This is a genomic window from Galenea microaerophila (assembly GCF_054657255.1).
The window spans coordinates 957213-981059 of the sequence record NZ_BAAHWZ010000001.1 but is presented as its reverse complement, the minus strand read 5'-3'; the positions used below and the strand labels follow the sequence as shown (position 1 = coordinate 981059).

The following is a 23847-nucleotide window of genomic DNA, read 5'->3' as shown; positions in this document are numbered from 1 at the left end:
CTGGCTATTATAGCAAAGGCAGATAAAGAAAAGCCCACAGATTTGTGGGCAAAAGTCTCGTAAAGGATAGGCTGTTTAGGTGAGCAATTGCAAAACGCGACTGCGGTCCATATTGCTTTGTGCTTGAAGCGCAATATTCGCTTCTTCCAAAATCTTTTGTCGGCTCTGTTCGGCCGCTGCACGCGCATAATCTGTGTCGCTGATTTGGCTGCGAGTCGCTAAGGTATTGAGATTTTGGTTCGCTAAATTGTCAATGGCGCGGGTAAGGCCATTTTGTTGGGCGCCAAATTGACTGCGTTGTTGACTCATTTGGTCTAAAGTTTGACTCAAAGTTTGCAACGCATTGGCGGCATTGGCAGGGTTCGAAATGTCCAGTCCTGAAATGCCCAGTCCAGAGGCGGTAAAGTCAGGGAGATTTAGCGTCGTCGATTCGTCTCCCAGTTGGATATCAAGGGTTGGGTTTTGATTATCCAGTAGGTTGAGGCCATTATAATTTGTGGTTTGGGCAATTTGATCAATGCTTTTAAGGGTTTCTTGAAACTCTGTATTTAAGGCGTTACGATCGGCGGCATTGAGCGTGCCATTTTGCGCCTGGATAGAGAGCTCATTCAGTCGTTGAAGGTTGGCATTGATCGCTTCACTGGCGCCATCTGCAATTTGGGTCACCTGAATGCCTTGAAGGGCATTTTGCGTGGCCATATCTTGCTGCTTGGTTTGAGCCGTGAGGGCAGTGACAATCGCTTGTCCGGCTGCATCATCTGCTGTTTGATTGATGCGCTGACCGCTGGCTAAACTTTGCTGAACCGTTGACAGCTCATTGTTATAATGGCTGCCTAGGGGAGGTAGGGTGTTTGGGCTCATGATAAACCTCCATGTGAAAATGGATACAGTTTCTATTTTACGCCTAAGTTTTTGTAAAAGCGATTTTTTTTATGAGTTGTTGCGGGTTAGACTATTGCCAGTTTGAATTTCCAGAAGGGCCTCCTTTAACCGACTACGCAGTCACGCACCTTGAAGCGAAATACCTGTTTTTGCCCTATGGCACCTTATTGGAAAAAGGCGAAATTGTGCGCATCTGGTTGGAAAATGGAAAAACGAAAACGGTCGAGATCGAGGCGAAAATTCCCCTTGAAATTTTACCCGCCGGTCCAGAAGTGGTGGGGCAAAAATTTGAGCTGCCTTGGCAGTTAATTGCATTGGATACGGGGATTGAGTATGAGGAGTTGATGGATTGGTATCATCATCCACAGCACAACCCTAAAGAACAAGCGGTGGTGCTGGTCTTTAAACATCCGGTCGTCGTTAAGCCGACTTTAAAAATGCGTTGGTTAGAGTTTTTATATCGCATACGAAATTTATAAAAAGGGCATATTATAAAAAGTTCATAAGAAAAACCCCGCTAAAGCGGGGTTGATGATGGATGAAAGGTTAAGGCTATTTTTTGAACTCTGGATAAGCTTCCAGACCACATTCGCCAATATCGACCCCTTCATACTCCTCTTCTTCGGAAACCCGGATACCCATTGTCTTCTTAATGACCCACCAAATAATTAAACTGGTGATAAATACCCAGCCGAAGATGGCTACGATACCGATGAGCTGAGCGGTTAAGGAAGCATCTGGGTTGGTAAAGGTCACGGCAATCAGACCGAAGATACCGACAACCCCATGCACCGAAATCGCACCTACAGGATCATCAATTTTAAGCTTATCCATTAGTAAAATGGAGTAGACCACAATCACACCGCCAGCAAAACCGATTAAAGTCGCTTCCAGTGACGTTGGCGTGAGGGGTTCTGCTGTGATGGCAACTAAACCGGCCAGCGCACCGTTTAAAATCATGGTTAAGTCGATTTTACCGAATAAGAGCTTAGAGATGAGCAGTGCACCGACGACACCGCCAGCTGCTGCCATGTTTGTGTTCACAAAGATCATGGAAACCGCGTTAGCTTCATCGATATTGGAAATCTTCAATTCAGATCCCCCATTAAAGCCAAACCAACCTAACCATAGGATAAAGGTTCCTAAGGTGGCAAGAGGAAGGTTGGCACCTGGAATAGGGTGGACTTCACCATTTGGACCATATTTGCCCTTACGTGCGCCTAGTAGCAGGACACCTGCTAAAGCTGCTGCCGCACCCGTCATGTGCACAATCCCAGAGCCTGCAAAGTCCAAGAAGCCTAACTGATCAAGCCAGCCGCCGCCCCATTTCCAGAAACCTTCCACAGGGTAGATAAAGCCGGTCATAAAGATGACGAATACAAAGAAAGACATTAACTTCATGCGTTCAGCAACGGCTCCAGAGACCACTGACATGGCGGTGGCGACAAACACAACTTGGAAGAAAAAGTCAGCCATATTGGAGTAGTAAGGCGCCTCTTCACCACCGGTGAGCACCGATTTAACGCTGTTATCTTCGCCGAGTAGGAAGCTAAGGCCTGGAATGACACTGCTGCTGGAGTCACCATACATAATGTTATAACCAACCAGCATATACATAATACAGGCAATGGCGAAAAGTCCGACATTTTTCGCTAAAATTTCAGTGGTGTTTTTGGCGCGGACCAGTCCGGCTTCAAGCATGGCAAAGCCAGCCGCCATCCACATAACGAGTGCACCAGAAACCAAGAAGTAAAAGGTGTCTAGGGCATAACTAAGTTGCGTATATTGTTCCATATTTTTAATCCTCTTTTTAAAGGGCGATTTCGCCAGTTTCTTCAGTTCGAATACGGACAGCTTGCTCTAAAGGTAAAACAAAGATTTTTCCATCTCCGATTTTCCCTGTGCGTGCGGCAGTCCCGATGGCCTCAATGGCGCTTTCCACCTTTTCTTGCGGAATGGCAACTTCAATGCGAATTTTGGGCAGAAATTCAATCGCATATTCTGCGCCTCGATAAATTTCTGTATGCCCTTTTTGTCGGCCATAACCTTTAGCCTCAATAACGGTCATCCCTTCTATCCCAACTTCATGTAACGCTTCGCGTACATCATCGAGCTTAAAAGGTTTGATAATTGCAATCACTAGTTTCATACTAACCTCTGCTTTATAAGTGAATCTTAGGGTTCGTTTTTATTAAAGCTATGTCTGTGCCTATACTTAAAAAGTAATTAAAAAACAAATAGTTAATAAATTTTAAATGGGTTTTTCAATAGGTTTTGTATTGTCTATGGTGCATAATTGCACCACAATGGTTATTTTGGGAGAAAAGTGTGTTGAGATTGAACCGTTTACCTAAAATTGTTTTGGCTTTGCTCATACAGGGGCTTGCTTTGGCGATCTTAGCGGGCGGGGTTTGGGTGATGCATTACTGGATCGCGCCACCTTATCCTTTATGGGTTTTGGTCATTGTTCAAGGTATATTAGCCGCGATTTTAAGTTGTCGATTGGGGCTGCCCTGTTGGTGGCGGTGGATTCAGTTTTTTCTTCCTGTAGGATTGTTTTACGCCTTAAGTTATCAAGTGGATGCCTGGTGGGCATTGGTGGCGTTTGTGATTCTATTTTTGGTCTTTTTTAATGCTTCAGGCGAGCGCGTACCGCTTTATCTTTCAAACAATACGACGAGAGCCGCCCTAAAAAAATTGATTGAACCTTTAAATCATGTGCGTTTTATCGACTTAGGCAGTGGTCTAGGGGGAACCGTAGCTTTTATGGCGCAGCAGCCCAATGTTGAAGTGGCTGAGGGCGTTGAAACTGCGCCGATTCCTTATTGGATCTCTAAAGTGGTGACCGCGATAAAAGGGGGAAAGGTTTATTGGAAGAGTTTGTGGAAGGTGAATTTATCTCACTATAATGTGGTCTATGCTTTTTTATCACCCGAGCCAATGCCAAAGCTGTGGCATAAGGTGGTCACTGAAATGCAGCCTGGAGCGATTTTTATCAGTAACAGTTTTGCCGTTCCGGAGGTGAATCCAACCGAGATATGGGAGTTAGAAGATGCACGCAAAACAAAGCTTTTTATTTATCAATTGGCAGAAGATGGAGAGGTTGCAAAATCTCTGAATTTAGATCAGGACGTTTTGTGATTTTTGCTTTACAATGCCTTAACAAATCTGTATGATACCCATCTCGAAATTGGAGACGTGGCCGAGAGGCTGAAGGCGCTCCCCTGCTAAGGGAGTATGGGGTTTGTAGCTCCATCGAGGGTTCGAATCCCTCCGTCTCCGCCATTTCATTGTTAAAAAATCCTTTAAATATGCTTGACAGTTTAAAGGTGAGTGACTAAAATACGCCACTTCAAAACAACGCGCCTGTAGCTCAACTGGATAGAGTACTCGGCTACGAACCGAGCGGTTAGGGGTTCGACTCCCTTCAGGCGCACCATATTCTAAACCCTCGCTTGCATTAGCACATTAGCAAGCGGGGGTTTTTCATTTCTGTTGTCTATGGGTAAAGGGCTTCAAAGCCCTAAGTGCGCGTGATTAAGCTAATCGTTTGTTGGCTTCTGCTTGAATACGCTTGATCATATGGTATAGCCCTGTGGAGCGGTTGGGCGATAGGTGTTGTAATAGCCCGATCTCAGCTAAAAAGTCTAAGGGGGCATTGACAATCTCTTCAGGCGTGCGGCCATTGTAGATTTTCAGCAACATGGCAATCAATCCAGCCACAATGGCGGCATCACTGGTGGCCTGCATATAAAGTCGGCCATCTTCACCTTCTTCGATATGAATCCAGACTTGAGACTGACAGCCGTGTATGCGGTTTTCTTCTGTTTTTAGGCTTTCATCCATTTTCTGTAAAGTTTTACCCATATCAATTAAATATTTATAACGATCTTTCCAGTTGTCAAAATGGGTAAAACGTTTGACTAAGTCTTGTTGAACTTCTTCAATGTTTTGGGTAGGGAGAGTGTGTTGCATAGCACTTCTTTGAAATTAATAAATAAAGGTTCATTGTAAAGAATAATGGATCGGGATCACAAGCTTTTTGGCTTTTGGCTCCATTTCTGGAGGGAAGGGTTTAAATTTCGCCTGCATCTGTTGTTGGATGAAGTGTGAAACGAAGTCGTACAGTGCCTTGTGATTTCTTCTTTGTGAACTTCGAGTAGGGTTCCAGTGTTTTGTGAATTTTTGCGGTTTCATCAACCCGTTTTTATAGGTACAATGAATGAAACTTGTTGAATGAAGATGCAGATGAAAGACAGTAAGTTAAGGTACGAATTGCTTCTCCAATTGGTGGAAAATGCACAAGATGGCGTGACGATCGCTGAAAAAGAAGGCAATGACACAATTTTGCTTTATGCGAATAATGCATTTGAACGTTTAACTGGCTATAAAGCCGATGAAGTCTTGTATCAGGATTGTCGTTTTCTACAAGGTGATGACACTGATAGAGCGGCGGTCGATGTTATTCGCAAAGGAATTGAGCAAAACCGCCCTGTGAGAACGGTCTTGAAAAACTATCGTAAAGACGGTTCGGTGTTTTGGAATGAGTTGAGCATCACGCCTTATTACGATGAAGTTGATAGGGTGACTTATTATATAGGGATTCAAAAAGACGTTACGGAACAAGTTGAGTTGGCGAAGAAGCTTGAACAAGCGGAAAAGACCATCGCACAACTCAAGGAACAGCTCAGTTAACGATTTCCAGTTCTGAAGCACTTCTAGTCTCTTTAGAAGTGTTTTTTCTGTTTATTATTTTAATGGTTTGAACCAGTCGTTAAGCTCGCGAATGCGACAAGAGCCGAGCTTGTCTTGATGTTGTTTGGCGTCTGCTGAGCCAAATAGTAAGTTGTTGAGCGTGGTATGTTTTTTTAGCCAAGGTAGCCAGATAGACAAATTTTCTTTGTTCAGTGTGGGGTCAACCAGACAGATACCATCGCATTCTAGGGCTTTTATGGTATCTAGCAGAGTGTCGGGACTCACCCAATTGTCCAGTAGAACCACGTTGAAGTGATATTCCCCAATGAAATGAGCGACCAATGCACTCAGCCACTTCGGCTGGTTGCTTGTAGTAGTTTGTATCAACAAGGTTTGTCGATTAATGCTGTATTGTTGTTGCAGATAATAGAGTCTTGCCTGCAGGCGTTGTTGCAAAAGGCTGTCAAACAGCATTTTACCAACGTTATCCGCCGCCTCATTTTGCGCTTCTATCGAAAGAAATGTTTGAATCAGTAGATGAGCCGAAATCGTAAAAGGCAGTTCACTAAAAATCCTTTCGATTAAGCTATGGAGCTTTGGCTGGTCGATATTCCTAATAGCGCTTATCAATGATTTCTTTAGGGCTTCGGGTGAGGCATTATTGGTGGCTTCGCTAAGCGTCTGTAAATTGAGTTCATTGTCAGCTTCAAGTATTTGTTTGACTTGGCTGATAGGTACGCCCTGTTCATTGACAAGATTCATTGCCTTTTGTATTAGCTGAATGTGGTCTCGTGAGTAAAGGCGGTGCCCGGATTGTGTGCGAATCGGTTCAACTAAACCATAACGGCGTTCCCACGCGCGAAGTGTGATAGGGTTGATGCCCGTTAAACGCGCAACCTCTCGGATTGGATAGAGGGACTTTGTATTATGCTCCTCGGTGACGAGGGGGCTTTGTAAATCGTTCATACTCATGGCGACTATTTTACGATAAATTAGTATGGGTGAAGAAGCTGATCATCTTTTCCTCAAAGGTTTGCCAGTAATTGTTCTCTAACCTCGGTTGAAAGAGGGGTTTTACCCAGCCTAACCAATAAGCCTCTGCACTACCGGCCAGCGGGAGCGCCGCATGTGCCACGTTCGTAAAGCTGAATAACAGGCTCAGCAGTAACAGCTTCCTAGTCTTTGCAGCAAGATTTGTGAATGCTAACGTTGAGGGGCTTGAAAGTAGAGTGAATCGTTTCATGTCAGTCACCTGTTTAGGATTCACTCAAGTCCTGTTTTGCAAAAAACAGATTCACAGTACCAACATGGAATCCGAACTTGGTAACGTGCGCGGTGTTGAGCATGACTTCGCCTTCATGTAAGAACATCCAGTCGTTGAACTTCACATCAATGGTGCCGTCTTTGTATGGCAGCCTTAATGTGTATCGCCAGTTCAGTGCCGAGCCAGCGGATTCTCCTTGTGCAATACCGACAATATCTCCTGCTTTGCCTTGATAATGCCCATTCCCCAAGTCGGTGATTTGCCACACACGCTCTTGACGTTCGCCGTCATGGTAGATGAACTTCTCGTCAAGGGTCAGTTGTTTGCCGTTGATTTTGCCTTCAATATTGACTTTGAAGCGGCGGATAACTTTGCCACTGCGATCTGAAAATTGTCCCCAAGCATAGGTTTTTCCATTGAAATATTCAAATAGATTAAACACCGGCTTGGTATCAGCATAGTCCTTAACATTGGTTGAGCTACAACCGCTGAGCATAAACATAAACAGGCCTCCAAATGTGTAAATAACGGCTTTAAAAAGTGATGATGGTTTTAGTGATAATCGATTCATACTAGATTCCTTTGGAATTGATGCCGGACTTAGCGTTGGCTAAGGTTTTGGATCGAGTTGATCGAGTACTTCTTGGTTTCTCGAGCACAAATTGATAGACATTGATTTGCTCGGTATCGAATCCGACACGACAGTAATCTAGGTAATAACGCCAAATTCGCTGAAAACTTTCGTCATAACCCATTTTCAGTAGTTTCTCATGATGGGATTCAAAGTTCTGTAGCCATTGATGGAGTGTTTTGGCATAGTCCTGACCGAAGGCAAATTCATCAATTAGGTCAAGGTCATGATTCTCTGCCAATGTTCTTATTTGCGTTGGGCTTGGGAGAAGCCCGCCCGGGAAGATGTAGGCCTGAATAAAGTCGACACTGTTCTGATAGCTGTCAGCATAAGCCTCATCGATGGTGATAATTTGTAAAGCAGCGCGCCCACCAGGTTTCAACAGCTTGTTCAGTTGGGTGAAGTAGGTTTGCCAATATTCTTTACCAACGGCCTCGAACATCTCAATGCTGACAATGTGGTTGAATTGGCCTTGCATATGGCGGTAGTCGATTAAACGAATCATTGCCCGTTGAGATAAACCTGCATTGGCAAGTCGTTCACGTGCATAATCATGTTGTTCTTTGGAAAGCGTGATGCCAGTAACGTTTCTCAGTTGTCTTGTGGCGAGTTCGGCAAACCCACCCCAACCACAGCCGATTTCCAGAATATGCTCTCCTGGACGCGAATCAAGCTTATCCAGCAGTCTTTGGTATTTGCGTTCTTGCGCTGTGCGCAGAGCAACATTTTCATCAGTCTCAGTGTGGCTAAACAGTCCACTTGAATAAGTCATGCTTTCGTCGAGCCATAGGCGATAGAAATCATTGCCAAGGTCATAGTGCGCGGCAATGTTGCGTTTGCTATTTTCAACGCTGTTATGGGAGTTTGCATGGCGTTTTTGCAAGCGACGCATGAATCCATTCTTAGGTTTGAGTGTCTCACGCAGCAGTGTTTCATTTTGTTTGCCGAGCAGTAGCAGGTTATAGAGCGAAGTCGTTTCGATGGCTTTTTCTGCATAGGCGGTAGCGAACCCTAGTACTCCTTGGGTGGAGAGCAGCCAAAGAAAGCGCATGGGTTTCAATAGTTGTAAGTCTGCTTGGCAACCGCTTCTTTTTCCTTTGAGGTGACGATTGATACCTGCATAACTGATGTGAAGAACGCCGGCTTCAAGCGCATCAAAAGGCAGCTTTTTCAGTACCCAGCGGGCAAAGAAGCGTTTGATGACGTTGGCGGAGCCTGACCAACCTTCCGGCTCGGCAAAAGCTTTGTTAATGGAAGGGCTGTAATCTGTTTGCAAATCTGGATTCATCCTGTGCCTCCTAGTTGCACCATAAATAATTAAGATTGTTTGAATTGCATTTCGCTGTGGCTATAGTCGATATCCCTCAGGGCAGCAGGTGTTCGGTGGAATTTGCCGCCTTTAAGCCAAATTTTCAGTGCCCACCAATGAATCATGCCGATGACTTTTAGGCTTTGCCAAGGCAGCCTTAAAAACTGTTTGAGCAGGTTGCTGTTGTTCAAAGGCTGATGAATACCGCTTTGGGTTGCAATCAACAAGGGAAAAACTGGGTTGTCGGTTTCTGCCCCTGTTGCTGTCATAGATGCGACAGTCGGCTTTGCCCATTCCTCGATGTGCATTTGATAACGCTTTCTTGGGGCCTTGAAGCGAAATTGATAGCGTTGTGCCATGTTGATAAAGGGCGATACGTGGAACACCTTATCAGCCTGCGTTTCGAGTGAAGCGCTGTTATGTGCGATGTTGACACCATCTAACGGGTTGCCTTGATTACAAAGTACATAGTGATGCCATTGTCCGAAAGTGTTGCTGACTTCGGCAATCACTGCAATCAATCTCTCCTCAGAGTCATAAGCAAACCACATGGAAAGTGGATTGAAGCTATAGCCTAATACTCTTGGCAAACACAGCAATTCAACCCGTTTAGCGGGCTGTTTTAAACCATAATTCAGCATAAATTCGTCAAACCATTCGCGCCAAGGGCGACCATCGCGCGAACCGTGATCTCTGGTGTATAGGCCGAGCAAGTTGAAACGGTTCAATGACAACCAGCGTAATTTACGGGCAGTGGCTTCAATGCGATCAATGTCGACCTTCAAGCTGAACACGCTATACTTGAATTTGTAAAATAAAGGTGCGTTGCGCTGATGCATCACCTCTCCAACATAAAGTCCTTGCGTATAGTCGATGTTATTAGCCATATTTTCGATCCGGTTCAATGTGGTTGCGGTTATCGCCCATTGAGTGGGGGGATGGCATTTTGTCGGTTAAGTCTTCATGACTGTTTTGTTTGCTTTCCCAAGGCAGTGCCAGTCCCCAAAGCTTGGCTAACTCCGCGGCGCTACGCAGTCCGTCTTCATGGAATCCATAACCAAAATAGCTGCCGGTAAACCAGCAGTGACTTCTGCCTTGCAGTTTTCTAAGTTGTGTTTGTGCCACCATGGCGGCCTCATCGAATACGGGGTGGTCATAGCTCATCCGCATCCAAACATGTTCATCTGCGGGAGGATGAGGAGGGTTGAGGGTTACAAACACAGGCTTGGGGGTTTTGAAGTTTTGTAAATGATTCATCCAATAGGTCACCGACACAAATGGCTCGGTGCCTTGCTGGTCGCTGAGGTAGTTCCAGGATGACCAAGTCAGTTTGTTTTTCGGCATTAGGCTTTCGTCACTGTGCAGCCAGGTATCGTTAGGCTGGTATTTGAAAGCATCCAATAGTGCAAAATCCTCACCCGGTAAGAGCTTGCGTGCCTGGTCGGCATGGCAAGCAAACACCACCTCATCAAAAACATGCCAATCTTGGTTGCTGTCTTGTAGTCGTACCCCTTCGGCCAGCATTTCAACGGCAATGACCTCGGATTGAATGACTTTAAAGCTCATCTTGCTTAATATTGCATCAAGGTAACTACGACTGCCATTAGTGACTGTTTTCCATTGCGGGCGGTCTTTAACATTCAGCAACCCATGATTATTGAAGAATCTTAGAAAACTGATGACTGGAAACTGTTTCATTAATTCAGTAGGGCATGACCAGATGGCAGCCGCCATCGGTAACAAGTAATGGCGTTGCAATGCATCAGAAAAGCCATGCTGTTCAAGATAATCACCTAAGCGCATTTGTGAGAGCGTAATACTGTCTAGGCCAGTATTCAGGTCTGATTTCGCCTGTTTGTTGAAGCGTAAAATCTCGAAGATTAAAGCCCAGTGATCAGCGCTGAATAGATTGCGTCTTTGGGCAAACAGAGTGTTGAGGTTGCTACCGGCATACTCCAGTTTGCCTTGGTTGATGGAAACCCCAAAGCTCATGTCAGTGTCCTCGGTTTGAATGTCGAGATAATGAAGCATTTTGGTTAAAAGCGGGTAGTTGGGTTCGTTGTAAACGATAAAGCCGGTATCAACCGCTTGATGCATACCTTGCTCAGTAAAAGGAACATCGACCGTGTGGGTATGCCCGCCAATATAATCATTCTTCTCGAAAAGGGTAACCTCATGTTCTTGAGCAAGAAACCATGCGCTACTGATACCACTGATACCGCTACCGATTACGGCGACTTTCTTTTTCATAACTTTTCCTTTACAAGTTGTAGCCAAATCGAGTGTTGCCTTGAGGGGTTTAAGCTATACTCTTGTACAACATTTTGATAATATTTATACATAAATTATACAAAGATTCAAATAAAATATTTTCCAAGCCGTTTTTGAACGGTTTATTTGGAAGCGTTGACTGGTTAAATCGCTATCAATAAAGGGAGATGGTTGCGTAAGCTTTAGTCTCAAATATTGAAGGAGGGTATGAAATGGACGGGACACGTAAACGGCAGAAAGCGCAAGGAGAGAGGGTTTGGCTAGTTGGCGGGTCATCGGGTATCGGGATGGCGTTGGTGAAGGTCTGGCTCAAGCAGGGTAAGCGTTTGGTGGTGTCCGCCAGAACCGCGACCCAGAATGATGAGTTGCAAAAACTTGTACAGGCGTTTGACGGCCAGTTGCGGTTGATCGATATCGACGTCACTGACTCAAGCACCCTTACCCAGGAAGTTTTAGATCAGGTTTGGCAGGCTTATGAAGGACTAGACCTCTGGTTTTACAATGCTGGCGCTTATCAACCTATGACTCTGAATGATTGGGACGAGAAGGTTTTTATCAATCTTGCGCAAACCAATTACTTGGGTGCGGTGCGTTTGATGGTCAGGTTACTGCCCTATTTTCGCAAATACGGGGGTGGAAGATGGGTTTGGAATGTGAGTTTATCCGCTGACTTTGGGTTACCTTACGGTGGCGCCTACAGTGCACCCAAAGCTGCTTTATTGAATCTGGCGCAATCGATTCAACCCGAATTGGCAACTGAGGGCATTCAGCTTCAGGTCATTAACCATGGCTTTGTGCATACTCGTTTGACAGCAAAGAATGATTTTCCTATGCCGGGGGTGATGGAAGCTTCCGAAGCGGCGGTCAAAATCGCACAAGCCGTTGATCATGGCAAAGGGTTTGAAATACGTTTTCCTTTTGGGCTAGGAACCCTGTTGAGACTATTGAAGTTGCTGCCCTACCGACTTTCACTGGCAATGACCAAGAAAATGTTAAACAACAAGGATGACGTTAAATGAATCAAGACGATTTTTATCATCGGGCACTGCAAACCTATACCAAAAATTTTGAGGAAATGACGCGTGTCAATTTCCGTGAAAAATTGGCGGTCTGTTTTAGTGAGGATGCACGTTTTAAGGATCCGTTCAACGACGTTAAAGGTCATGCGCGCATTTTGGCGGTGTTTGAACATATGTATGCAACGTTGGACAGTCCCAAGTTCCAGATTCAATCTGCGCTGTTGGAGGGAGACAAGGGCTATATTGATTGGCGCTTCTTCTTCCGTATCGGTCATGATGGCTCTAGTCAGGTGATTGAAGGCATGAGCCGAGTGAGGTTTGATGAACAAGGGCGTTGTAAGGAGCATATAGACTTTTGGGATAGTGGCGAATACGTTTACCGCAAAGTGCCTTTATTGGGCTGGTTCAATAACTTGGTCGCTAAGAAATTGTCGGCAAATCCATAATCGAAGTTGTCTGATTAGCAGCGAAAAATCTATCATCCTGTCCTTGCTTGTTACGACGTTGAAAGGTTCCTGTTTTCGCATTTCCTTGTGCAAGGTCTTGCCAGATAAAAAAGCGGTTCAAACTGATTGAACCGCAAACTCAAGCATGAAACACCTATAACCACCAATGCATAAGCTTAGTTGTTTAGTGCTTTTCGCTTAACTGCATGGTTAAGTTAATTTAGAAGAGGGATAGAACAACCTTTGAGTGATGCCTAAAAAATAGTTGCTTCATCAATACGATAAAATTATGTATAAGTATTGTCAAATAATTATACGAATATTGTACAATCTGATGATGCATGTTAAGTTTTGAATGAAATTCAAGATTCATGAAGCCCAAACTTGTGAGGAATGGTCTATGGAGATGGATGCTCAAGGCACAAATTTGAAGGTTGTATTATTAGGTGGCACAGGCTTTGTCGGAACTGCCTTGACCGAAAAATTGAGGCTTGCCGGAATGAATGTGGTTTCCTATGGACGAAATGCGTTCAATTGCATTGAAAATCTGAAATCGATTTTGGAAGGCTCTGACATTTTAATCATGTTGGCAGGCGCCAATATCGGTGAGCGTTGGACGGCGAAACATAAACAGGCGATTTGGGATAGTCGGTTGAAAACCAATGCGATGCTTGCCACCGCACTCAGCGAACTATCTTTGCCGCCCAAGCGAATATTTTCAGCATCAGCGGTTGGTATCTATCCACAAAACGATTGTACTAACCCTGTTGATGAAAGTTGTTTGCAAATCGGTCAGTCCGAACTGGGGATTTTAGGATCGGCATGGGAGCAGGCTTCCAGAGGCTTATCACCAGAACCGGTCATAATGCGGTTTGGGGTTGTGCTGGAAAAGCATGGCGGGGCCTTAGCGAAAATGCTGCCCCCTTTTAAGATGGGGGTGGGCGGACCGGTTGCCGGTGGACAACAGTGCATGAGTTGGATTCATCTTGACGATTTATGCGAAGCGGTACTGTTTTTGATAAATAACCCTCATTCATCTGGTGTTTATAATCTTTGTGCGCCAACGCCTGTTTCCAATTGCGAGTTTGGTGCGACCCTCGCCAAGGTGTTGCATAGACCTTTCTGGTTGCCGCTGCCTGCTTGGTTTCTGAAAATCGTTTTTGGCGAGGGCGCACAGGTGTTGACCCATTCTTCTGCTGTTATCCCCAAAAGGTTATTGGCGGCGGGGTTTAGTTTTCGTTATCCAACTGTTCAGCGAGCGATGCAGTCGATTTTTGATGGGAGGTAAACTCATGAAAAATCTACCAGGTTGGGTTTTTCGGTAATGGCGTCAAACAAAGTGGTGCTCAAAATCGATGTCGGCTATGGATTCATGGCATTACCCTTGGTGTTGTTGGGGGGGTTGCTCTACCTCTATGTGCCGAGTTATCTGTTTGATAACTGGCAGCAGGTTTCTCTGACGGTGATTGGCGGTGTCTTGATGTTGGCGCGTCTGCTTGATGTGGTCACCGACCCATTGATTGGTTATTGGTCGGATGACTGATTGCGTTGACCGCGATGAAAATATGGGTTATACCGCAGTTGCAGACACCAAAGCCTCATGGTCTAAAAAACCGCCCAAGCTCGCGATAGGAGATGGGGATTTAGGCTTTTGGGCGGCAGTCAATGAGCAATGGCCTAATACCACTCAGCAGCGTTTCTGGGTACACAAGACGGTCAATGTGCTCAATAAACTCCCTAGGAGAATCGGTCTTTGCAACAGTTCGATTGAGAGGCAAAACAATAAAAAACTGTGGTAATCGAGAGACGACTTTGGCCATGTCATTTAAATCAATAGAAAGCGCAGAGAAACTCTGTAAACGGCTGATAGGTTATAAAAAACTAGCGGAAGTGATTCAGGGAGTCTTTTAAAAGACGGTGAGAAAATTGAAAAACCAGAGGGTTAAACGGGATATGCCGCTTAATTTTCAACATTCTCATACACCAGATTTGACACTAACTCTAGTGCTAATGGTGGCTGGCATATTGGTGAGGAAAAAACCGTTAGAATCATTTTACTCATTTTTTAATATTTACGCATGGAGTTCCCGAAATGGCAGAAGAAAAGATAAAAGACAGGGCAAAAAATATACTCGGTACCGAGCTGCAGTCCTGTTGCACTGAACCGATGACAGGGTTCTTTAGGGATGGTTACTGCAACACCAATCAATTGGATCAGGGAACGCATGTGGTGTGCGCCATCGTGACGGATGAATTTCTCGCCTTCACCAGATCACGTGGTAATGATCTCAGTACTTCGCGACCAGAGTTTCAGTTTCCTGGTTTAAAATCTGGAGATCGATGGTGCTTGTGTGCGCTGCGCTGGAAAGAGGCATATGAAGCAGGCGTTGCACCGCCTTTAAAACCAGAAGCGACCCATGAGAAAGCACTCGATTTTATACCTAGAGAAGTACTGGAAAAGCACTACATTCAATAAACAGGAAATAACCATGACGAAACCACTTGATACTATTCACCACACCGCCATACAGGTGAAAAATATTGCCCACGCTGTTACATGGTACACAGAGCGCTTTGCATCTGAGATTGAATATCAGGATGATAGTTGGGCGATGCTGATGAAAACAATGTTGAGATGCTAACATTACCAAGTGAAGATAATGCCACATGAAAAAGAGATGGATTATGATTTTTACAATTATTGGAATCGTTCTTATTGGCGCAATTGCTGCGGGGCCTATTATGAGTAATGTAGAAACGCCTAAATATGAAGTAGTCAAATCAAAGGGTTCTATTGAGATCAGGCAATATGAACCAATGATCATTGCACAAGTGCGGGTGAACGGTAAACGCGAAGAGGCTATTGGTGACGGTTTCCGCTTACTGGCAGATTATATCTTTGGCAACAACATTGCTAACAAAGACATCGGGATGACGGCACCAGTGCAGCAGCAGGAAAGCACAAAAATTGCTATGACAGCTCCCGTACAGCAGCAATCAACAGGTGATGATTGGCTGGTAAGTTTTGTCATGCCTTCCAAATACACGATGGACACACTGCCTACGCCAGTAAACGAGCATGTGACTCTAATAAAAATACCTGCCAAGACTTTCGCGGCGATTACATTTTCTGGTACTAATTCAGACGAAAATGTGAAAGCACATGAAAAGATATTGCTCGAATATGTAAAAGCTAACGATCTTTCCGTCATCGGCACACCCAAATATGCCTTCTATAACCCTCCATGGACATTACCCTTTATGCGTCGCAATGAGGTTATGATTGAGATTCAAGGGCATTAAAGATCTGTTTCCAATGAAGGCAAAGCCGGATTTAAACCCTCGGTATCGTAGCGTATCCAGTCCACCTTAATTGTATTAGGATTTTAGAGTTATTTTAGGGTCGACTAAACAAAAGTTCATTGTAAAGAATAATGGATCGGGATCACAAGCTTTTTGGCTTTTGGCGGCATTTCTGGTGGGAAGGGTTTAAATTGCGCCTGCATTTGTTGCTGGACAACTTCTAAAGCCGCTTGATCTAGCGCTTGATATCCAGATGAAGTTTGAATTTCAATATGGGTGATATGACCATTTGGATGAAGTGTGAAACGAAGTCGTACGGTGCCTTGTTGATGGCGTCGCCGTGCGCGATAAGGGTAGTTTTGTTGAGCATAGTAAGCGATTTTTTGACTCAGTTCTGTCAAATATTTTTGTTCAATCGCTTTGTATGAAGCAGCCGATTTATGGGGAAGGGGAGGGTTTGTCGCGGTCTGTTTGCTAGGTAAGGCATGAGGCGTTACTATTTTTGTAGGCGGAGTCGTCGGGTTTTTCTTTACAGAAGTTTTTTTTGGGGGGGTAGAGTCTGGCTTCGCTATGGGTTGAGTGACCTGTGGCGCTGTTTTTTCTTTTAAGTTTTTTGGGGGGAGGGTTGTTTTGGCTTGGCGTTGAGGTTTAGGGAGCGGTTTGGTCTTGGGTTTTTGACTAGACTCCTGTTTGGGTTTTGGTTTAGACTTTTGTTTTGACTTTAGTTTTTGAACGGGTTGGGTAGGGGGGTGAATGGGGTGAGTTGGTGCGGCTTTTGTGCGTGGTTGGATAGATGAGGGCTTTTTTATCGTTGGAGCGGGTTCAGCAAACATATTTAAAGTGATGGGAACCGGTTTTAAGGTTTGTGTGATGGGGCTGAGTTGAGATAAAAAAGACCAGAGCGCCCATAGGATGAGCAGATAAAGAGCGATGCTGAGAAGAAAGGCCTTGCGCGCAGGGGTCATGGGTTAATCTTGATGTTGAGTCAAAATGGTGAGATGGTCAAAATGCTGTGCTTTGAGCATGTCGATGACTTGGGTGAAGCGACCAAAGTGGGCTTTTTTGTCCACTTTAAGTTGAATCGGTTGATGCGAGGGAAGCTGTGATAAGGTTTGTTTGAGTTCAGTTAAGCTACGAGGGTCTTGATTAAAGAAAATTTTCCCCTGAGCGTTGATTGCAATTTGTACTGTTTTTGAGGCGGTAGGCGTTGAAATGGGTTGGGTGTGTTTAGTCTGCGGGAGATCGATATTCAGTTGATCTTGCGCAATAAAGCTTGCGGTGGTTAGGACGATGGCTAACAGCACCAGCATGACATCAATCATCGGAATGACATTGATTTGGTCAAACTTTTTCATGAGTGCGTTTGGGCTTGAAATTTTAGCTGCAGGACTTCTACTTTTCGCATTAGGGCGTTATAGCTCATAATGCTAGGGATGGCAACCAGAATCCCTCCGGCGGTGGCCTTTAGCGCCAAAGCCAAACCGAGCATAATGGCGCCACTATTGAGGTGTGCACTGTGGCTGAGGTCATAAAAGGTGATTAAAATACCTAAAATGGTGCCGAGTAAACCCACATAGGGGGCATTCGCGCCCATGCTGGCAATGGTGGTGAGGTGGCGGGTTAAGTCGATGGTTAGCAGTTCGGGTTGGGTGTATTGAGAGAGATCCAACTGTTTAAAAAACAGCAGGCGCTCAATGCTCAACCAAAGTGTGATAAACCCCATTAATCCTAAAGTGCTAAAGATAATAGGGTCAAGATATTCGCGCAAAAGTTCCATGATTAGCGTCTCTTTGAATTGGGTCAGAGTTTGTCAAACTTAGGTAGGAAAAGCAATTTTAAAGCGTGAACAAATCTTGAATAAGCTTTAGATTTCTAGAAAGTCTAAACAGGCATCTAATCCCCGAAAATTAATAGCGGTATCGGCTTGCGCTTGTACAGTTGGCTTGGCGTGATAGGCTATACTGAGTCCCGCTTCCTGCATCATCAGTAAATCATTGGCGCCATCCCCAATAGCGATCACTTGATCCGGTGTGATTTTTAATTGCTGACAAAGTTCATGCAGGTAGTCGGCTTTGGCTTGGGCGTCGATAATGTCACTATCTACCGTACCGGTCAGTTTGTCCTCTAGTTCCTCTAAAATATTGGCGCGCGTAAAATCTAGACCATATTCGGCTTTCAGTCGGTCGGTAAAATAAGTAAAGCCGCCTGAAACGAGGGCGAAAGCGATATTTTTGGCTTTTAACCCTTGTAGCCACTGCTCTGCGCCTGGATTGAGACAGAGACGTTCTTGGTAAACCTTTTCCAGAGCTTGCACTTCTAGACCTTTCAGCAGTGCCACCCGTTTTTTAAGAGAGGCAGAAAAATCCAATTCACCCCGCATAGCGGCTTCAGTAATGGCGGAGACTTGCGCTTTAATATTGAGCATGTCGGCAATTTCATCTACGCACTCTATGGCAATTAAGGTAGAGTCCATGTCACTGATGACTAAGCGGATCGCTTCAGGTTGATAGGTTTCAGGCAGAAGATTGATGTCGAGTTTCAGTTGTTGTCGCAAGGCGTTGAGTCGCTCTTTGCTAATTTTGTGTGCTGCATCACATTGGTAATGATTCTTTTTAGCATACAGGGGGGCGCCAAGAACGGTTTCAATTTCGAGTTGTTGAGCGTTTTCAAGTTGTGGGGTGTGAATCAGGTAGAGTGGCATGGTATTTCCTAAGCGTAATTTAAGTCAATTATTTTAGTGTGTGCCAGTTGGTCATGCAAAAATTGTTTTTTAGGCGAGAAGAAAAGCCATAACCAACTGATGGGGAGAAGTAATGCGGCCCAGAAAAAACGGACATTGGCGTCGTGTCGAGTTAGAAGTGAGCCATCTTCCCTCACCAGTCTTAAATGCCAAGTCCGGAGCCCTGGGGTTTGGCCGGTTTTAAGCCAAAAGTGGGTGAAGTAGAGATAAGTGATGGCGATTAAATAGAATTGAAAACTGATTAAATTTCGAGAGTCTTGCTCAAATCCAGGGCCTAGCCAAAGGACAACGGGCAGTGTGGCGGCAAACCAAACGGCGAGTAAGAGCAGGAGGTCATATAAAAAAGCAAACAAGATTTTTAGCGCAGTTTTCATGTGACTTATAATACCTGAATTACTAGACAAGTTTAAGGAGAAGTGCGGATGAACCTATCCGGTGAAGTGGGACTTTCTTGGGTATTGGTAGGTTGGTTAGGGGCTTTAATGATGGTCATCTGGTCTTTGCGCCATGCACCTTGGCACAAGGTGATGGGGGACAGTGGTGCGCAAAGTGTTTTTTTGGGGATGACGGTCATTGTGTTTTTAATCTGGCATACAGATACTGAAATCAGTAATGGGTTGAATTTTCACTTTCTATTAATGACCTTACCCACTTTAATGTTTGGCTTTCCTTTTGCCCTATTGTTGGCTTTTCTAGTGACCATTGGTATGACATTAACAGGAAGTTGGGATTGGGCACTTTTGGGTTGGAATTATCTATTGATGGGGGTTGTCCCTATTGCCATCACTTGGTGGTTGGCAAAGTTGGCTTATCGTTATTTAGATCGAAACTTTTTTGTATTTGTGTTGCTGAATGGATTCTTTGCTGCGGTTTTGTCAACAGTGATCGCCTTACTGCTTATTGGAGGGGTGATGAGTTTGAGTGGCTTACAGAGTTGGGCTGTGGTGTCTAAACAGTATATGGGATTGGTGCCGATTTTAGCTTTGCCAGAAGGCTTTTTGAATGGCTTTTTATTGACAGCAATGGTGCTGTTTAAGCCGCAGTGGTTGGCGTGTTTTAGTGATGAAGTCTATTTAAAAGGGAAGTAGGTAGAGAGACCTTTGCACGAGATGGATCTACGGCTAAAAATGGTCAAAATTTCCCTTATCGTTGTTGGAAAACTTGGCAATAGCGGGCTATTACCTGCGTTTCCCGCCTAGATATGGAAAATTTTTTCTCATTTTTAGCTCGCATCCCACTCATGCAAAGATCTCTTTAAAAAAGCCAGCTTGCGCTGGCTTTTATTTAAATTAAAGGTTGATAGCGATTATTTTCTTGCCCAAAGTGGGGTAATGTTTGCATAATCTTCTGTTTGTTTAACTTCTGCCTTAGCAACCTTGAGTGCAAGCTTCGCATTTTTCATGGCGGTCGCTTTATCCCCTTTCTTGTGTGCAGCTTCTGCTTTTGCTAAGTAATCTTCTACATAAGGCAACTTCATTTTTTTCTGTTTCCAGACGTCGCCGCGCTCAGCAGCGATTTTATGAGCAGCTTTGGCTTGGGCAACAATGTCACTGTATGAATTTGAGGCTGACATTGGGTTGTTTGAGCAAGCACCGAGGGTGACAGTGGTGGCAATGGTTGCAGCAATCAGTAATTTTTTCATTGGTTCCTCCAATTGATGAGCTTTTATTTTTATGTTTGTCGTTCTGTACATGATGACAGCAACTACAATTTTAGCGGGTTTAACCAAATAGTAAAGGTCTATGCACAGTCTATTTGGAAAAATTAAGTATCGAAAATAGGTTATCCAGTTTACCCTGACACTGTCAATCCTTATAATGTACAAAAGTTTATTGAAATAAAGTGCTTTTTGTACCCAGTTGAATTTAAGTTTATCATAACCCATTGAAAATTAAGAAAAATATTGTTTTCATTCGGTTTGCCAACTATAAAATGATGTAAATTTAAAATATTAATATGGGTATAAGAGACCTTTGCGCGAGATGGATCTACGGCTAAAAATGGCTAAAATTTCCCCTATCGTTGTTGGAAAACTTGGCAATAGCTGGCTATTGCCTTCGTTTCCCGCCTAGATATGGAAAATTTTTTCTCATTTTTAGCTCGCATCCCACTCATGCAAAGGTCTCTGTCACTATTGATAGAAGTAGAAGGGTGATGAGCCTCTCTGTTCAAAAAGCACTCGAAAAATGAGATAGGAAAAATTATGCGAATTCTACAAGAAGCTTTAACGTTCGATGATGTTCTTTTGGTCCCCGCGCACTCAACTGTGTTGCCGAATGAGGTCAGTTTAAAAACTAAAATCACTCGCGAAATTGAGTTAAATATTCCGTTTGTTTCTGCTGCCATGGACACGGTGACAGAAGCCCGTCTAGCGATTTCTATGGCTCAGGAAGGGGGGATAGGGATTATTCATAAAAACATGACCATTGAAGAGCAGGCGCATGTGGTCACTAAGGTCAAAAAATATGAGCATGGTGTGATTACTGAACCGGTGACGGTTCAAGTGACTGATTCAGTCAAAGAGGTGATGGACATTACCAAACAGAACCGTGTTTCCAGTGCGCCGGTTATGGATGGTGAAGATTTAGTGGGGATTGTCACTTCTCGAGATCTGCGTTTTGTGAAGGATTTAAGTAAACCCGTTTCTAAGGTGATGACACCTAAAGATAAGTTGGTTACTGTGCATGAAAAAGCTTCTCGCGAAGAGGTGATGAAAAAATTACATGACTATCGAATTGAACGTTTGCTGGTGGTGGATGATGAATTTAATCTGAAGGGGATGATCACCGTTAAGGATATGATGAAATCCTCAGAACACCCAAATGCGTGTAAGGATGAAAATGGTCGCTTACGTGTGGGCGCGGCTGTAGGTACCGGTGCGGATACGGAAGCACGTGTTGCGGCATTGGTGGATGCAGGGGTTGATTTAATTATTGTAGATACCGCTCATGGACATTCCCAAGGGGTATTGGATCGTGTGGCTTGGGTCAAACAGAACTACCCAGGTATGCAAGTGGTTGGTGGGAATATTGCGACGGGAGAAGCGGCTTTAGATTTAGTTAAAGCCGGTGCAGATGGGGTAAAAGTCGGTATTGGTCCGGGTTCTATCTGTACGACACGTATTGTTGCAGGTGTCGGTGTCCCTCAAATTACAGCGATCTCTAATGTGGCTAAAGCCTTAAAAGGAACAGGCGTGCCCATTATTGCTGATGGTGGCATGCGTTTTTCAGGCGATGTGGCTAAAGCTTTGGTTGCTGGCGCTTCTTGTGCAATGATGGGGAGCATGTTTGCCGGAACGGAAGAAGCACCAGGGGAAGTGATTTACTATCAAGGACGCGCCTATAAATCCTATCGTGGCATGGGGTCTCTGGGGGCAATGAGTCAGAAACAAGGTTCCAGTGACCGTTACTTCCAATCTTCTAATGCAGCAGATAAGTTGGTGCCAGAAGGGATTGAAGGAAGAGTGGCTTATAAAGGGCCTTTGGCGCCGATCATTCATCAGTTGGTGGGTGGACTGCGTTCAAGCATGGGGTATACCGGCTGTAAAGATATTCCTGAGTTTAATACGAAGCCCAGCTTTGTGCGTGTGACCAGCGCTGGTATGGCAGAGAGTCATGTGCATGATGTGACCATTACCAAAGAAGCCCCTAACTACCGAGTTTAATTGGAAAAAATATGACAGAGACAACACACGATATTCATCAAGACCGGATTTTAATTTTAGATTTTGGTTCTCAATATACGCAATTGATCGCCCGTCGTATTCGTGAAATAGGCGTCTACTGTGAAGTAGAGCCTTGGGATGCGGGGGCTGAAGTCGTTGAAAAGTTTAAGCCTAAAGGGATTATTCTATCTGGTGGGCCCGAAACGGCCATTGGGGAAGATGCACCACGCGCACCGCAGATTGTTTTTGAGATAGGGGTACCTGTCTTAGGCATTTGTTATGGCATGCAGACCATGGCAGAACAGTTGGGTGGGCAAGTGATTCATGCAGATGAGCATGAGTACGGCTATGCGCAGGTTCGTGCGCGCGGCCATACTAAACTGTTAAAAGACATTGAAGATCATGTGACCCCTGAAGGCTATGCCTTATTGGATGTCTGGATGTCACACGGGGATCGTGTAGAGATAATGCCACCAGGGTTTAAGCTGATGGCGAGTACAGACAGTTGTCCTATTGCCGGAATGGCCAATGAAGAGAAAGATTTCTATGGCATTCAATTTCACCCTGAAGTGACCCATACGAAACAAGGTCGGCGCATTCTTGAACGCTTTGTGAAAACCATTTGTGGTTGTGAAGCCTTATGGACCACTGAAAACATCATTGAAGACAGCATTGCTCGCATTCGAGAGCAGGTGGGAGAAGATGAGGTCTTATTGGGGTTATCCGGTGGTGTAGACTCTTCAGTGGTAGCGGCACTGCTGCACAAAGCCATTGGGGATCAACTGACCTGTGTTTTTGTCGATCATGGTCTGCTGCGTTACGGTGAAGGCGATCAGGTGATGGCCATGTTTGCGGAAAATATGGGCGTTAAGGTGATTCGTGTTGATGCTGAGCAACGCTTTATGGAGGCTTTGGCAGGGGAAACAGATCCAGAGAAAAAGCGCAAAATTATCGGTCATGAGTTTATTAAGGTGTTTGATGAAGAAGCGAGCAAGCTGACGAATGTTAAGTGGCTGGCACAGGGTACGATCTATCCAGATGTGATTGAATCTGCAGGCGCTAAAACCGGTAAGGCGAAAGTGATTAAGTCTCATCATAATGTGGGCGGGTTACCGGAAGATATGCAGCTTAAGCTCTTGGAGCCATTGCGAGAGTTGTTCAAGGATGAGGTTCGCAAATTGGGTGTGACCTTAGGCTTGCCTTTTGATATGGTTTATCGCCATCCATTCCCTGGACCTGGACTCGGGGTGCGTATTTTGGGAGAAGTCAAAAAAGAGTATGCCGATATTTTACGTCTGGCCGATCATATCTTTATTGAAGAGTTACGTAAATGGGATCTGTATGAAAAAACTTCTCAAGCCTTTGCGGTTTTCTTGCCGGTCAAATCTGTAGGAGTCGTCGGGGACGCGCGTCGTTATGACTATGTGGTCGCACTACGTGCCGTGGAGACCATCGATTTTATGACTGCGCGATGGGCGCATCTGCCTTATGAGTTTTTGGAGACAGTTTCGAGCCGGATTATTAATGAAGTGCCTCGTATTTCTCGCGTCACTTATGATATTTCCAGTAAGCCGCCGGCTACGATTGAGTGGGAATAGTTTTCATTATTGATGCTTTAAAGGG

General features: G+C 44.7%; 28 protein-coding genes, 2 tRNA genes and 1 pseudogene. 16 read left to right on the top strand and 15 right to left on the bottom strand.

The features are described 5' to 3' along the window. Window positions 1–75: 75 nt before the first annotated feature. A complete protein-coding gene (locus ACYQ05_RS04820; RefSeq protein WP_459818846.1) occupies window positions 76–861 on the bottom strand; it encodes a flagellin N-terminal helical domain-containing protein in 786 nt (261 codons plus the stop codon). A gap of 71 nt (window positions 862–932) precedes the next feature. Between ACYQ05_RS04820 and ACYQ05_RS04815 the strand changes: the two genes are divergently transcribed. Then, entirely contained in the window at window positions 933–1361 is a 429-nt protein-coding gene (locus ACYQ05_RS04815) for a hypothetical protein (RefSeq protein WP_459818844.1), read from the top strand. A 73-nt stretch (window positions 1362–1434) separates the two neighbouring features. Here ACYQ05_RS04815 and ACYQ05_RS04810 read toward each other — a convergent pair whose 3' ends face one another. Further along, complete coding sequence (locus tag ACYQ05_RS04810) at window positions 1435–2676, bottom strand: ammonium transporter (protein WP_459818842.1); 1242 nt, start codon at window positions 2674–2676, stop codon at window positions 1435–1437. Window positions 2677–2692: 16 nt separating this feature from the next. After that, window positions 2693–3031 (bottom strand): P-II family nitrogen regulator, encoded by a 339-nt coding sequence (locus tag ACYQ05_RS04805; RefSeq protein WP_459818840.1) that lies wholly within the window; start codon window positions 3029–3031, stop codon window positions 2693–2695. A 179-nt stretch (window positions 3032–3210) separates the two neighbouring features. On the opposite strand from ACYQ05_RS04805, the gene ACYQ05_RS04800 reads away from it, so the two are divergent. The 3 genes from ACYQ05_RS04800 to ACYQ05_RS04790 all read left to right on the top strand — a co-directional run bounded on the left by ACYQ05_RS04800 (window position 3211) and on the right by ACYQ05_RS04790 (window position 4321). Beyond that, window positions 3211–4023, top strand: a complete 813-nt coding sequence (locus tag ACYQ05_RS04800) for a class I SAM-dependent methyltransferase (RefSeq protein WP_459818838.1) — start codon at window positions 3211–3213, stop codon at window positions 4021–4023. Window positions 4024–4074: 51 nt separating this feature from the next. Continuing rightward, a tRNA-Ser gene (locus tag ACYQ05_RS04795) sits at window positions 4075–4167 on the top strand. A gap of 77 nt (window positions 4168–4244) precedes the next feature. After that, a tRNA-Arg gene (locus ACYQ05_RS04790) sits at window positions 4245–4321 on the top strand. Window positions 4322–4419: 98 nt separating this feature from the next. On the opposite strand, the gene ACYQ05_RS04785 is transcribed toward ACYQ05_RS04790, so the two are convergent. Further along, window positions 4420–4857: a SufE family protein gene (locus ACYQ05_RS04785; RefSeq protein ID WP_459818836.1), complete on the bottom strand. Its 438-nt coding sequence runs from the start codon at window positions 4855–4857 to the stop codon at window positions 4420–4422. Between the two features lie 261 nt (window positions 4858–5118). Here ACYQ05_RS04785 and ACYQ05_RS04780 point away from each other — a divergent pair, with 261 nt between their 5' ends. Continuing rightward, window positions 5119–5577, top strand: coding sequence for a PAS domain-containing protein (locus tag ACYQ05_RS04780; protein ID WP_459818834.1), 459 nt, complete (start codon window positions 5119–5121; stop codon window positions 5575–5577). Between the two features lie 54 nt (window positions 5578–5631). Here ACYQ05_RS04780 and ACYQ05_RS04775 read toward each other — a convergent pair whose 3' ends face one another. The 5 genes from ACYQ05_RS04775 to ACYQ05_RS04755 all read right to left on the bottom strand — a co-directional run bounded on the left by ACYQ05_RS04775 (window position 5632) and on the right by ACYQ05_RS04755 (window position 11031). Beyond that, complete coding sequence (locus ACYQ05_RS04775; RefSeq protein ID WP_459818832.1) at window positions 5632–6549, bottom strand: MerR family transcriptional regulator; 918 nt, start codon at window positions 6547–6549, stop codon at window positions 5632–5634. Window positions 6550–6833: 284 nt separating this feature from the next. Further along, complete coding sequence (locus ACYQ05_RS04770) at window positions 6834–7412, bottom strand: DUF3833 domain-containing protein (RefSeq protein ID WP_459818830.1); 579 nt, start codon at window positions 7410–7412, stop codon at window positions 6834–6836. Between the two features lies 1 nt (window position 7413). Next, window positions 7414–8760, bottom strand: a complete 1347-nt coding sequence (locus tag ACYQ05_RS04765; RefSeq protein ID WP_459818828.1) for a class I SAM-dependent methyltransferase — start codon at window positions 8758–8760, stop codon at window positions 7414–7416. A 29-nt stretch (window positions 8761–8789) separates the two neighbouring features. Next, the gene (locus ACYQ05_RS04760) at window positions 8790–9668 is read right to left on the bottom strand and encodes a DUF1365 domain-containing protein (RefSeq protein WP_459818826.1); all 879 of its coding nucleotides are present in this window, start codon (window positions 9666–9668) and stop codon (window positions 8790–8792) included. Continuing rightward, the gene (locus tag ACYQ05_RS04755) at window positions 9661–11031 is read right to left on the bottom strand and encodes an NAD(P)/FAD-dependent oxidoreductase (RefSeq protein ID WP_459818824.1); all 1371 of its coding nucleotides are present in this window, start codon (window positions 11029–11031) and stop codon (window positions 9661–9663) included. Before ACYQ05_RS04755 ends, ACYQ05_RS04760 begins: the two co-directional genes overlap by 8 nt. 233 nt (window positions 11032–11264) lie before the next feature. On the opposite strand from ACYQ05_RS04755, the gene ACYQ05_RS04750 reads away from it, so the two are divergent. From ACYQ05_RS04750 to ACYQ05_RS04715, 8 genes and pseudogenes are all read left to right on the top strand, one after another. Next, on the top strand, window positions 11265–12071 hold the full coding sequence (locus tag ACYQ05_RS04750; RefSeq protein ID WP_459818823.1) for an SDR family NAD(P)-dependent oxidoreductase: 807 nt from the start codon (window positions 11265–11267) through the stop codon (window positions 12069–12071). Next, complete coding sequence (locus tag ACYQ05_RS04745; protein ID WP_459818822.1) at window positions 12068–12517, top strand: nuclear transport factor 2 family protein; 450 nt, start codon at window positions 12068–12070, stop codon at window positions 12515–12517. Before ACYQ05_RS04750 ends, ACYQ05_RS04745 begins: the two co-directional genes overlap by 4 nt. Before the next feature lie 400 nt (window positions 12518–12917). Beyond that, window positions 12918–13805: a TIGR01777 family oxidoreductase gene (locus ACYQ05_RS04740; RefSeq protein ID WP_459818820.1), complete on the top strand. Its 888-nt coding sequence runs from the start codon at window positions 12918–12920 to the stop codon at window positions 13803–13805. Window positions 13806–13841: 36 nt separating this feature from the next. Continuing rightward, a complete protein-coding gene (locus ACYQ05_RS04735; protein ID WP_459818818.1) occupies window positions 13842–14060 on the top strand; it encodes an MFS transporter in 219 nt (72 codons plus the stop codon). A gap of 73 nt (window positions 14061–14133) precedes the next feature. Beyond that, window positions 14134–14259, top strand: a pseudogene (locus ACYQ05_RS04730) (IS256 family transposase); the annotation flags it as partial. A 350-nt stretch (window positions 14260–14609) separates the two neighbouring features. Beyond that, window positions 14610–14993, top strand: coding sequence for a DUF2237 family protein (locus tag ACYQ05_RS04725; protein ID WP_459818816.1), 384 nt, complete (start codon window positions 14610–14612; stop codon window positions 14991–14993). A 13-nt stretch (window positions 14994–15006) separates the two neighbouring features. Further along, window positions 15007–15159: a VOC family protein gene (locus tag ACYQ05_RS04720; RefSeq protein WP_459818814.1), complete on the top strand. Its 153-nt coding sequence runs from the start codon at window positions 15007–15009 to the stop codon at window positions 15157–15159. Between the two features lie 43 nt (window positions 15160–15202). Beyond that, window positions 15203–15820, top strand: a complete 618-nt coding sequence (locus tag ACYQ05_RS04715; RefSeq protein WP_459818812.1) for an SOUL family heme-binding protein — start codon at window positions 15203–15205, stop codon at window positions 15818–15820. A 116-nt stretch (window positions 15821–15936) separates the two neighbouring features. On the opposite strand, the gene ACYQ05_RS04710 is transcribed toward ACYQ05_RS04715, so the two are convergent. The 5 genes from ACYQ05_RS04710 to ACYQ05_RS04690 all read right to left on the bottom strand — a co-directional run bounded on the left by ACYQ05_RS04710 (window position 15937) and on the right by ACYQ05_RS04690 (window position 18934). Continuing rightward, complete coding sequence (locus ACYQ05_RS04710) at window positions 15937–16785, bottom strand: energy transducer TonB (RefSeq protein WP_459818810.1); 849 nt, start codon at window positions 16783–16785, stop codon at window positions 15937–15939. A 3-nt stretch (window positions 16786–16788) separates the two neighbouring features. Continuing rightward, on the bottom strand, window positions 16789–17175 hold the full coding sequence (locus ACYQ05_RS04705; protein ID WP_459818809.1) for an ExbD/TolR family protein: 387 nt from the start codon (window positions 17173–17175) through the stop codon (window positions 16789–16791). Beyond that, on the bottom strand, window positions 17172–17597 hold the full coding sequence (exbB, locus tag ACYQ05_RS04700; protein ID WP_459818807.1) for a TonB-system energizer ExbB: 426 nt from the start codon (window positions 17595–17597) through the stop codon (window positions 17172–17174). Before exbB ends, ACYQ05_RS04705 begins: the two co-directional genes overlap by 4 nt. 87 nt (window positions 17598–17684) lie before the next feature. After that, window positions 17685–18521, bottom strand: a complete 837-nt coding sequence (gene serB, locus ACYQ05_RS04695) for a phosphoserine phosphatase SerB (protein ID WP_459818805.1) — start codon at window positions 18519–18521, stop codon at window positions 17685–17687. Between the two features lie 8 nt (window positions 18522–18529). After that, complete coding sequence (locus ACYQ05_RS04690) at window positions 18530–18934, bottom strand: RDD family protein (protein WP_459818804.1); 405 nt, start codon at window positions 18932–18934, stop codon at window positions 18530–18532. A gap of 48 nt (window positions 18935–18982) precedes the next feature. Between ACYQ05_RS04690 and ACYQ05_RS04685 the strand changes: the two genes are divergently transcribed. Continuing rightward, the gene (locus tag ACYQ05_RS04685) at window positions 18983–19648 is read left to right on the top strand and encodes an energy-coupling factor ABC transporter permease (protein ID WP_459818802.1); all 666 of its coding nucleotides are present in this window, start codon (window positions 18983–18985) and stop codon (window positions 19646–19648) included. A 218-nt stretch (window positions 19649–19866) separates the two neighbouring features. Here ACYQ05_RS04685 and ACYQ05_RS04680 read toward each other — a convergent pair whose 3' ends face one another. Beyond that, a complete protein-coding gene (locus ACYQ05_RS04680; RefSeq protein WP_459818800.1) occupies window positions 19867–20202 on the bottom strand; it encodes a hypothetical protein in 336 nt (111 codons plus the stop codon). A 561-nt stretch (window positions 20203–20763) separates the two neighbouring features. Between ACYQ05_RS04680 and guaB the strand changes: the two genes are divergently transcribed. Then, on the top strand, window positions 20764–22224 hold the full coding sequence (guaB, locus tag ACYQ05_RS04675; RefSeq protein ID WP_459818798.1) for an IMP dehydrogenase: 1461 nt from the start codon (window positions 20764–20766) through the stop codon (window positions 22222–22224). A gap of 11 nt (window positions 22225–22235) precedes the next feature. Continuing rightward, entirely contained in the window at window positions 22236–23822 is a 1587-nt protein-coding gene (gene guaA, locus ACYQ05_RS04670; protein WP_459818796.1) for a glutamine-hydrolyzing GMP synthase, read from the top strand. Window positions 23823–23847 lie beyond the last annotated feature (25 nt).

Coding starts and splice junctions, on each gene's coding strand:
- ACYQ05_RS04820 (WP_459818846.1), bottom strand. CDS start 861: ATGAGCCCAAACACCCTACCTCCCCTAGGCAGCCATTATAACAATGAG.
- ACYQ05_RS04815 (WP_459818844.1), top strand. CDS start 933: ATGAGTTGTTGCGGGTTAGACTATTGCCAGTTTGAATTTCCAGAAGGG.
- ACYQ05_RS04810 (WP_459818842.1), bottom strand. CDS start 2,676: ATGGAACAATATACGCAACTTAGTTATGCCCTAGACACCTTTTACTTC.
- ACYQ05_RS04805 (WP_459818840.1), bottom strand. CDS start 3,031: ATGAAACTAGTGATTGCAATTATCAAACCTTTTAAGCTCGATGATGTA.
- ACYQ05_RS04785 (WP_459818836.1), bottom strand. CDS start 4,857: ATGCAACACACTCTCCCTACCCAAAACATTGAAGAAGTTCAACAAGAC.
- ACYQ05_RS04780 (WP_459818834.1), top strand. CDS start 5,119: ATGAAGATGCAGATGAAAGACAGTAAGTTAAGGTACGAATTGCTTCTC.
- ACYQ05_RS04775 (WP_459818832.1), bottom strand. CDS start 6,549: ATGAGTATGAACGATTTACAAAGCCCCCTCGTCACCGAGGAGCATAAT.
- ACYQ05_RS04770 (WP_459818830.1), bottom strand. CDS start 7,412: ATGAATCGATTATCACTAAAACCATCATCACTTTTTAAAGCCGTTATT.
- ACYQ05_RS04765 (WP_459818828.1), bottom strand. CDS start 8,760: ATGAATCCAGATTTGCAAACAGATTACAGCCCTTCCATTAACAAAGCT.
- ACYQ05_RS04760 (WP_459818826.1), bottom strand. CDS start 9,668: ATGGCTAATAACATCGACTATACGCAAGGACTTTATGTTGGAGAGGTG.
- ACYQ05_RS04755 (WP_459818824.1), bottom strand. CDS start 11,031: ATGAAAAAGAAAGTCGCCGTAATCGGTAGCGGTATCAGTGGTATCAGT.
- ACYQ05_RS04750 (WP_459818823.1), top strand. CDS start 11,265: ATGGACGGGACACGTAAACGGCAGAAAGCGCAAGGAGAGAGGGTTTGG.
- ACYQ05_RS04745 (WP_459818822.1), top strand. CDS start 12,068: ATGAATCAAGACGATTTTTATCATCGGGCACTGCAAACCTATACCAAA.
- ACYQ05_RS04740 (WP_459818820.1), top strand. CDS start 12,918: ATGGAGATGGATGCTCAAGGCACAAATTTGAAGGTTGTATTATTAGGT.
- ACYQ05_RS04735 (WP_459818818.1), top strand. CDS start 13,842: ATGGCGTCAAACAAAGTGGTGCTCAAAATCGATGTCGGCTATGGATTC.
- ACYQ05_RS04725 (WP_459818816.1), top strand. CDS start 14,610: ATGGCAGAAGAAAAGATAAAAGACAGGGCAAAAAATATACTCGGTACC.
- ACYQ05_RS04720 (WP_459818814.1), top strand. CDS start 15,007: ATGACGAAACCACTTGATACTATTCACCACACCGCCATACAGGTGAAA.
- ACYQ05_RS04715 (WP_459818812.1), top strand. CDS start 15,203: ATGATTTTTACAATTATTGGAATCGTTCTTATTGGCGCAATTGCTGCG.
- ACYQ05_RS04710 (WP_459818810.1), bottom strand. CDS start 16,785: ATGACCCCTGCGCGCAAGGCCTTTCTTCTCAGCATCGCTCTTTATCTG.
- ACYQ05_RS04705 (WP_459818809.1), bottom strand. CDS start 17,175: ATGAAAAAGTTTGACCAAATCAATGTCATTCCGATGATTGATGTCATG.
- exbB (WP_459818807.1), bottom strand. CDS start 17,597: ATGGAACTTTTGCGCGAATATCTTGACCCTATTATCTTTAGCACTTTA.
- serB (WP_459818805.1), bottom strand. CDS start 18,521: ATGCCACTCTACCTGATTCACACCCCACAACTTGAAAACGCTCAACAA.
- ACYQ05_RS04690 (WP_459818804.1), bottom strand. CDS start 18,934: ATGAAAACTGCGCTAAAAATCTTGTTTGCTTTTTTATATGACCTCCTG.
- ACYQ05_RS04685 (WP_459818802.1), top strand. CDS start 18,983: ATGAACCTATCCGGTGAAGTGGGACTTTCTTGGGTATTGGTAGGTTGG.
- ACYQ05_RS04680 (WP_459818800.1), bottom strand. CDS start 20,202: ATGAAAAAATTACTGATTGCTGCAACCATTGCCACCACTGTCACCCTC.
- guaB (WP_459818798.1), top strand. CDS start 20,764: ATGCGAATTCTACAAGAAGCTTTAACGTTCGATGATGTTCTTTTGGTC.
- guaA (WP_459818796.1), top strand. CDS start 22,236: ATGACAGAGACAACACACGATATTCATCAAGACCGGATTTTAATTTTA.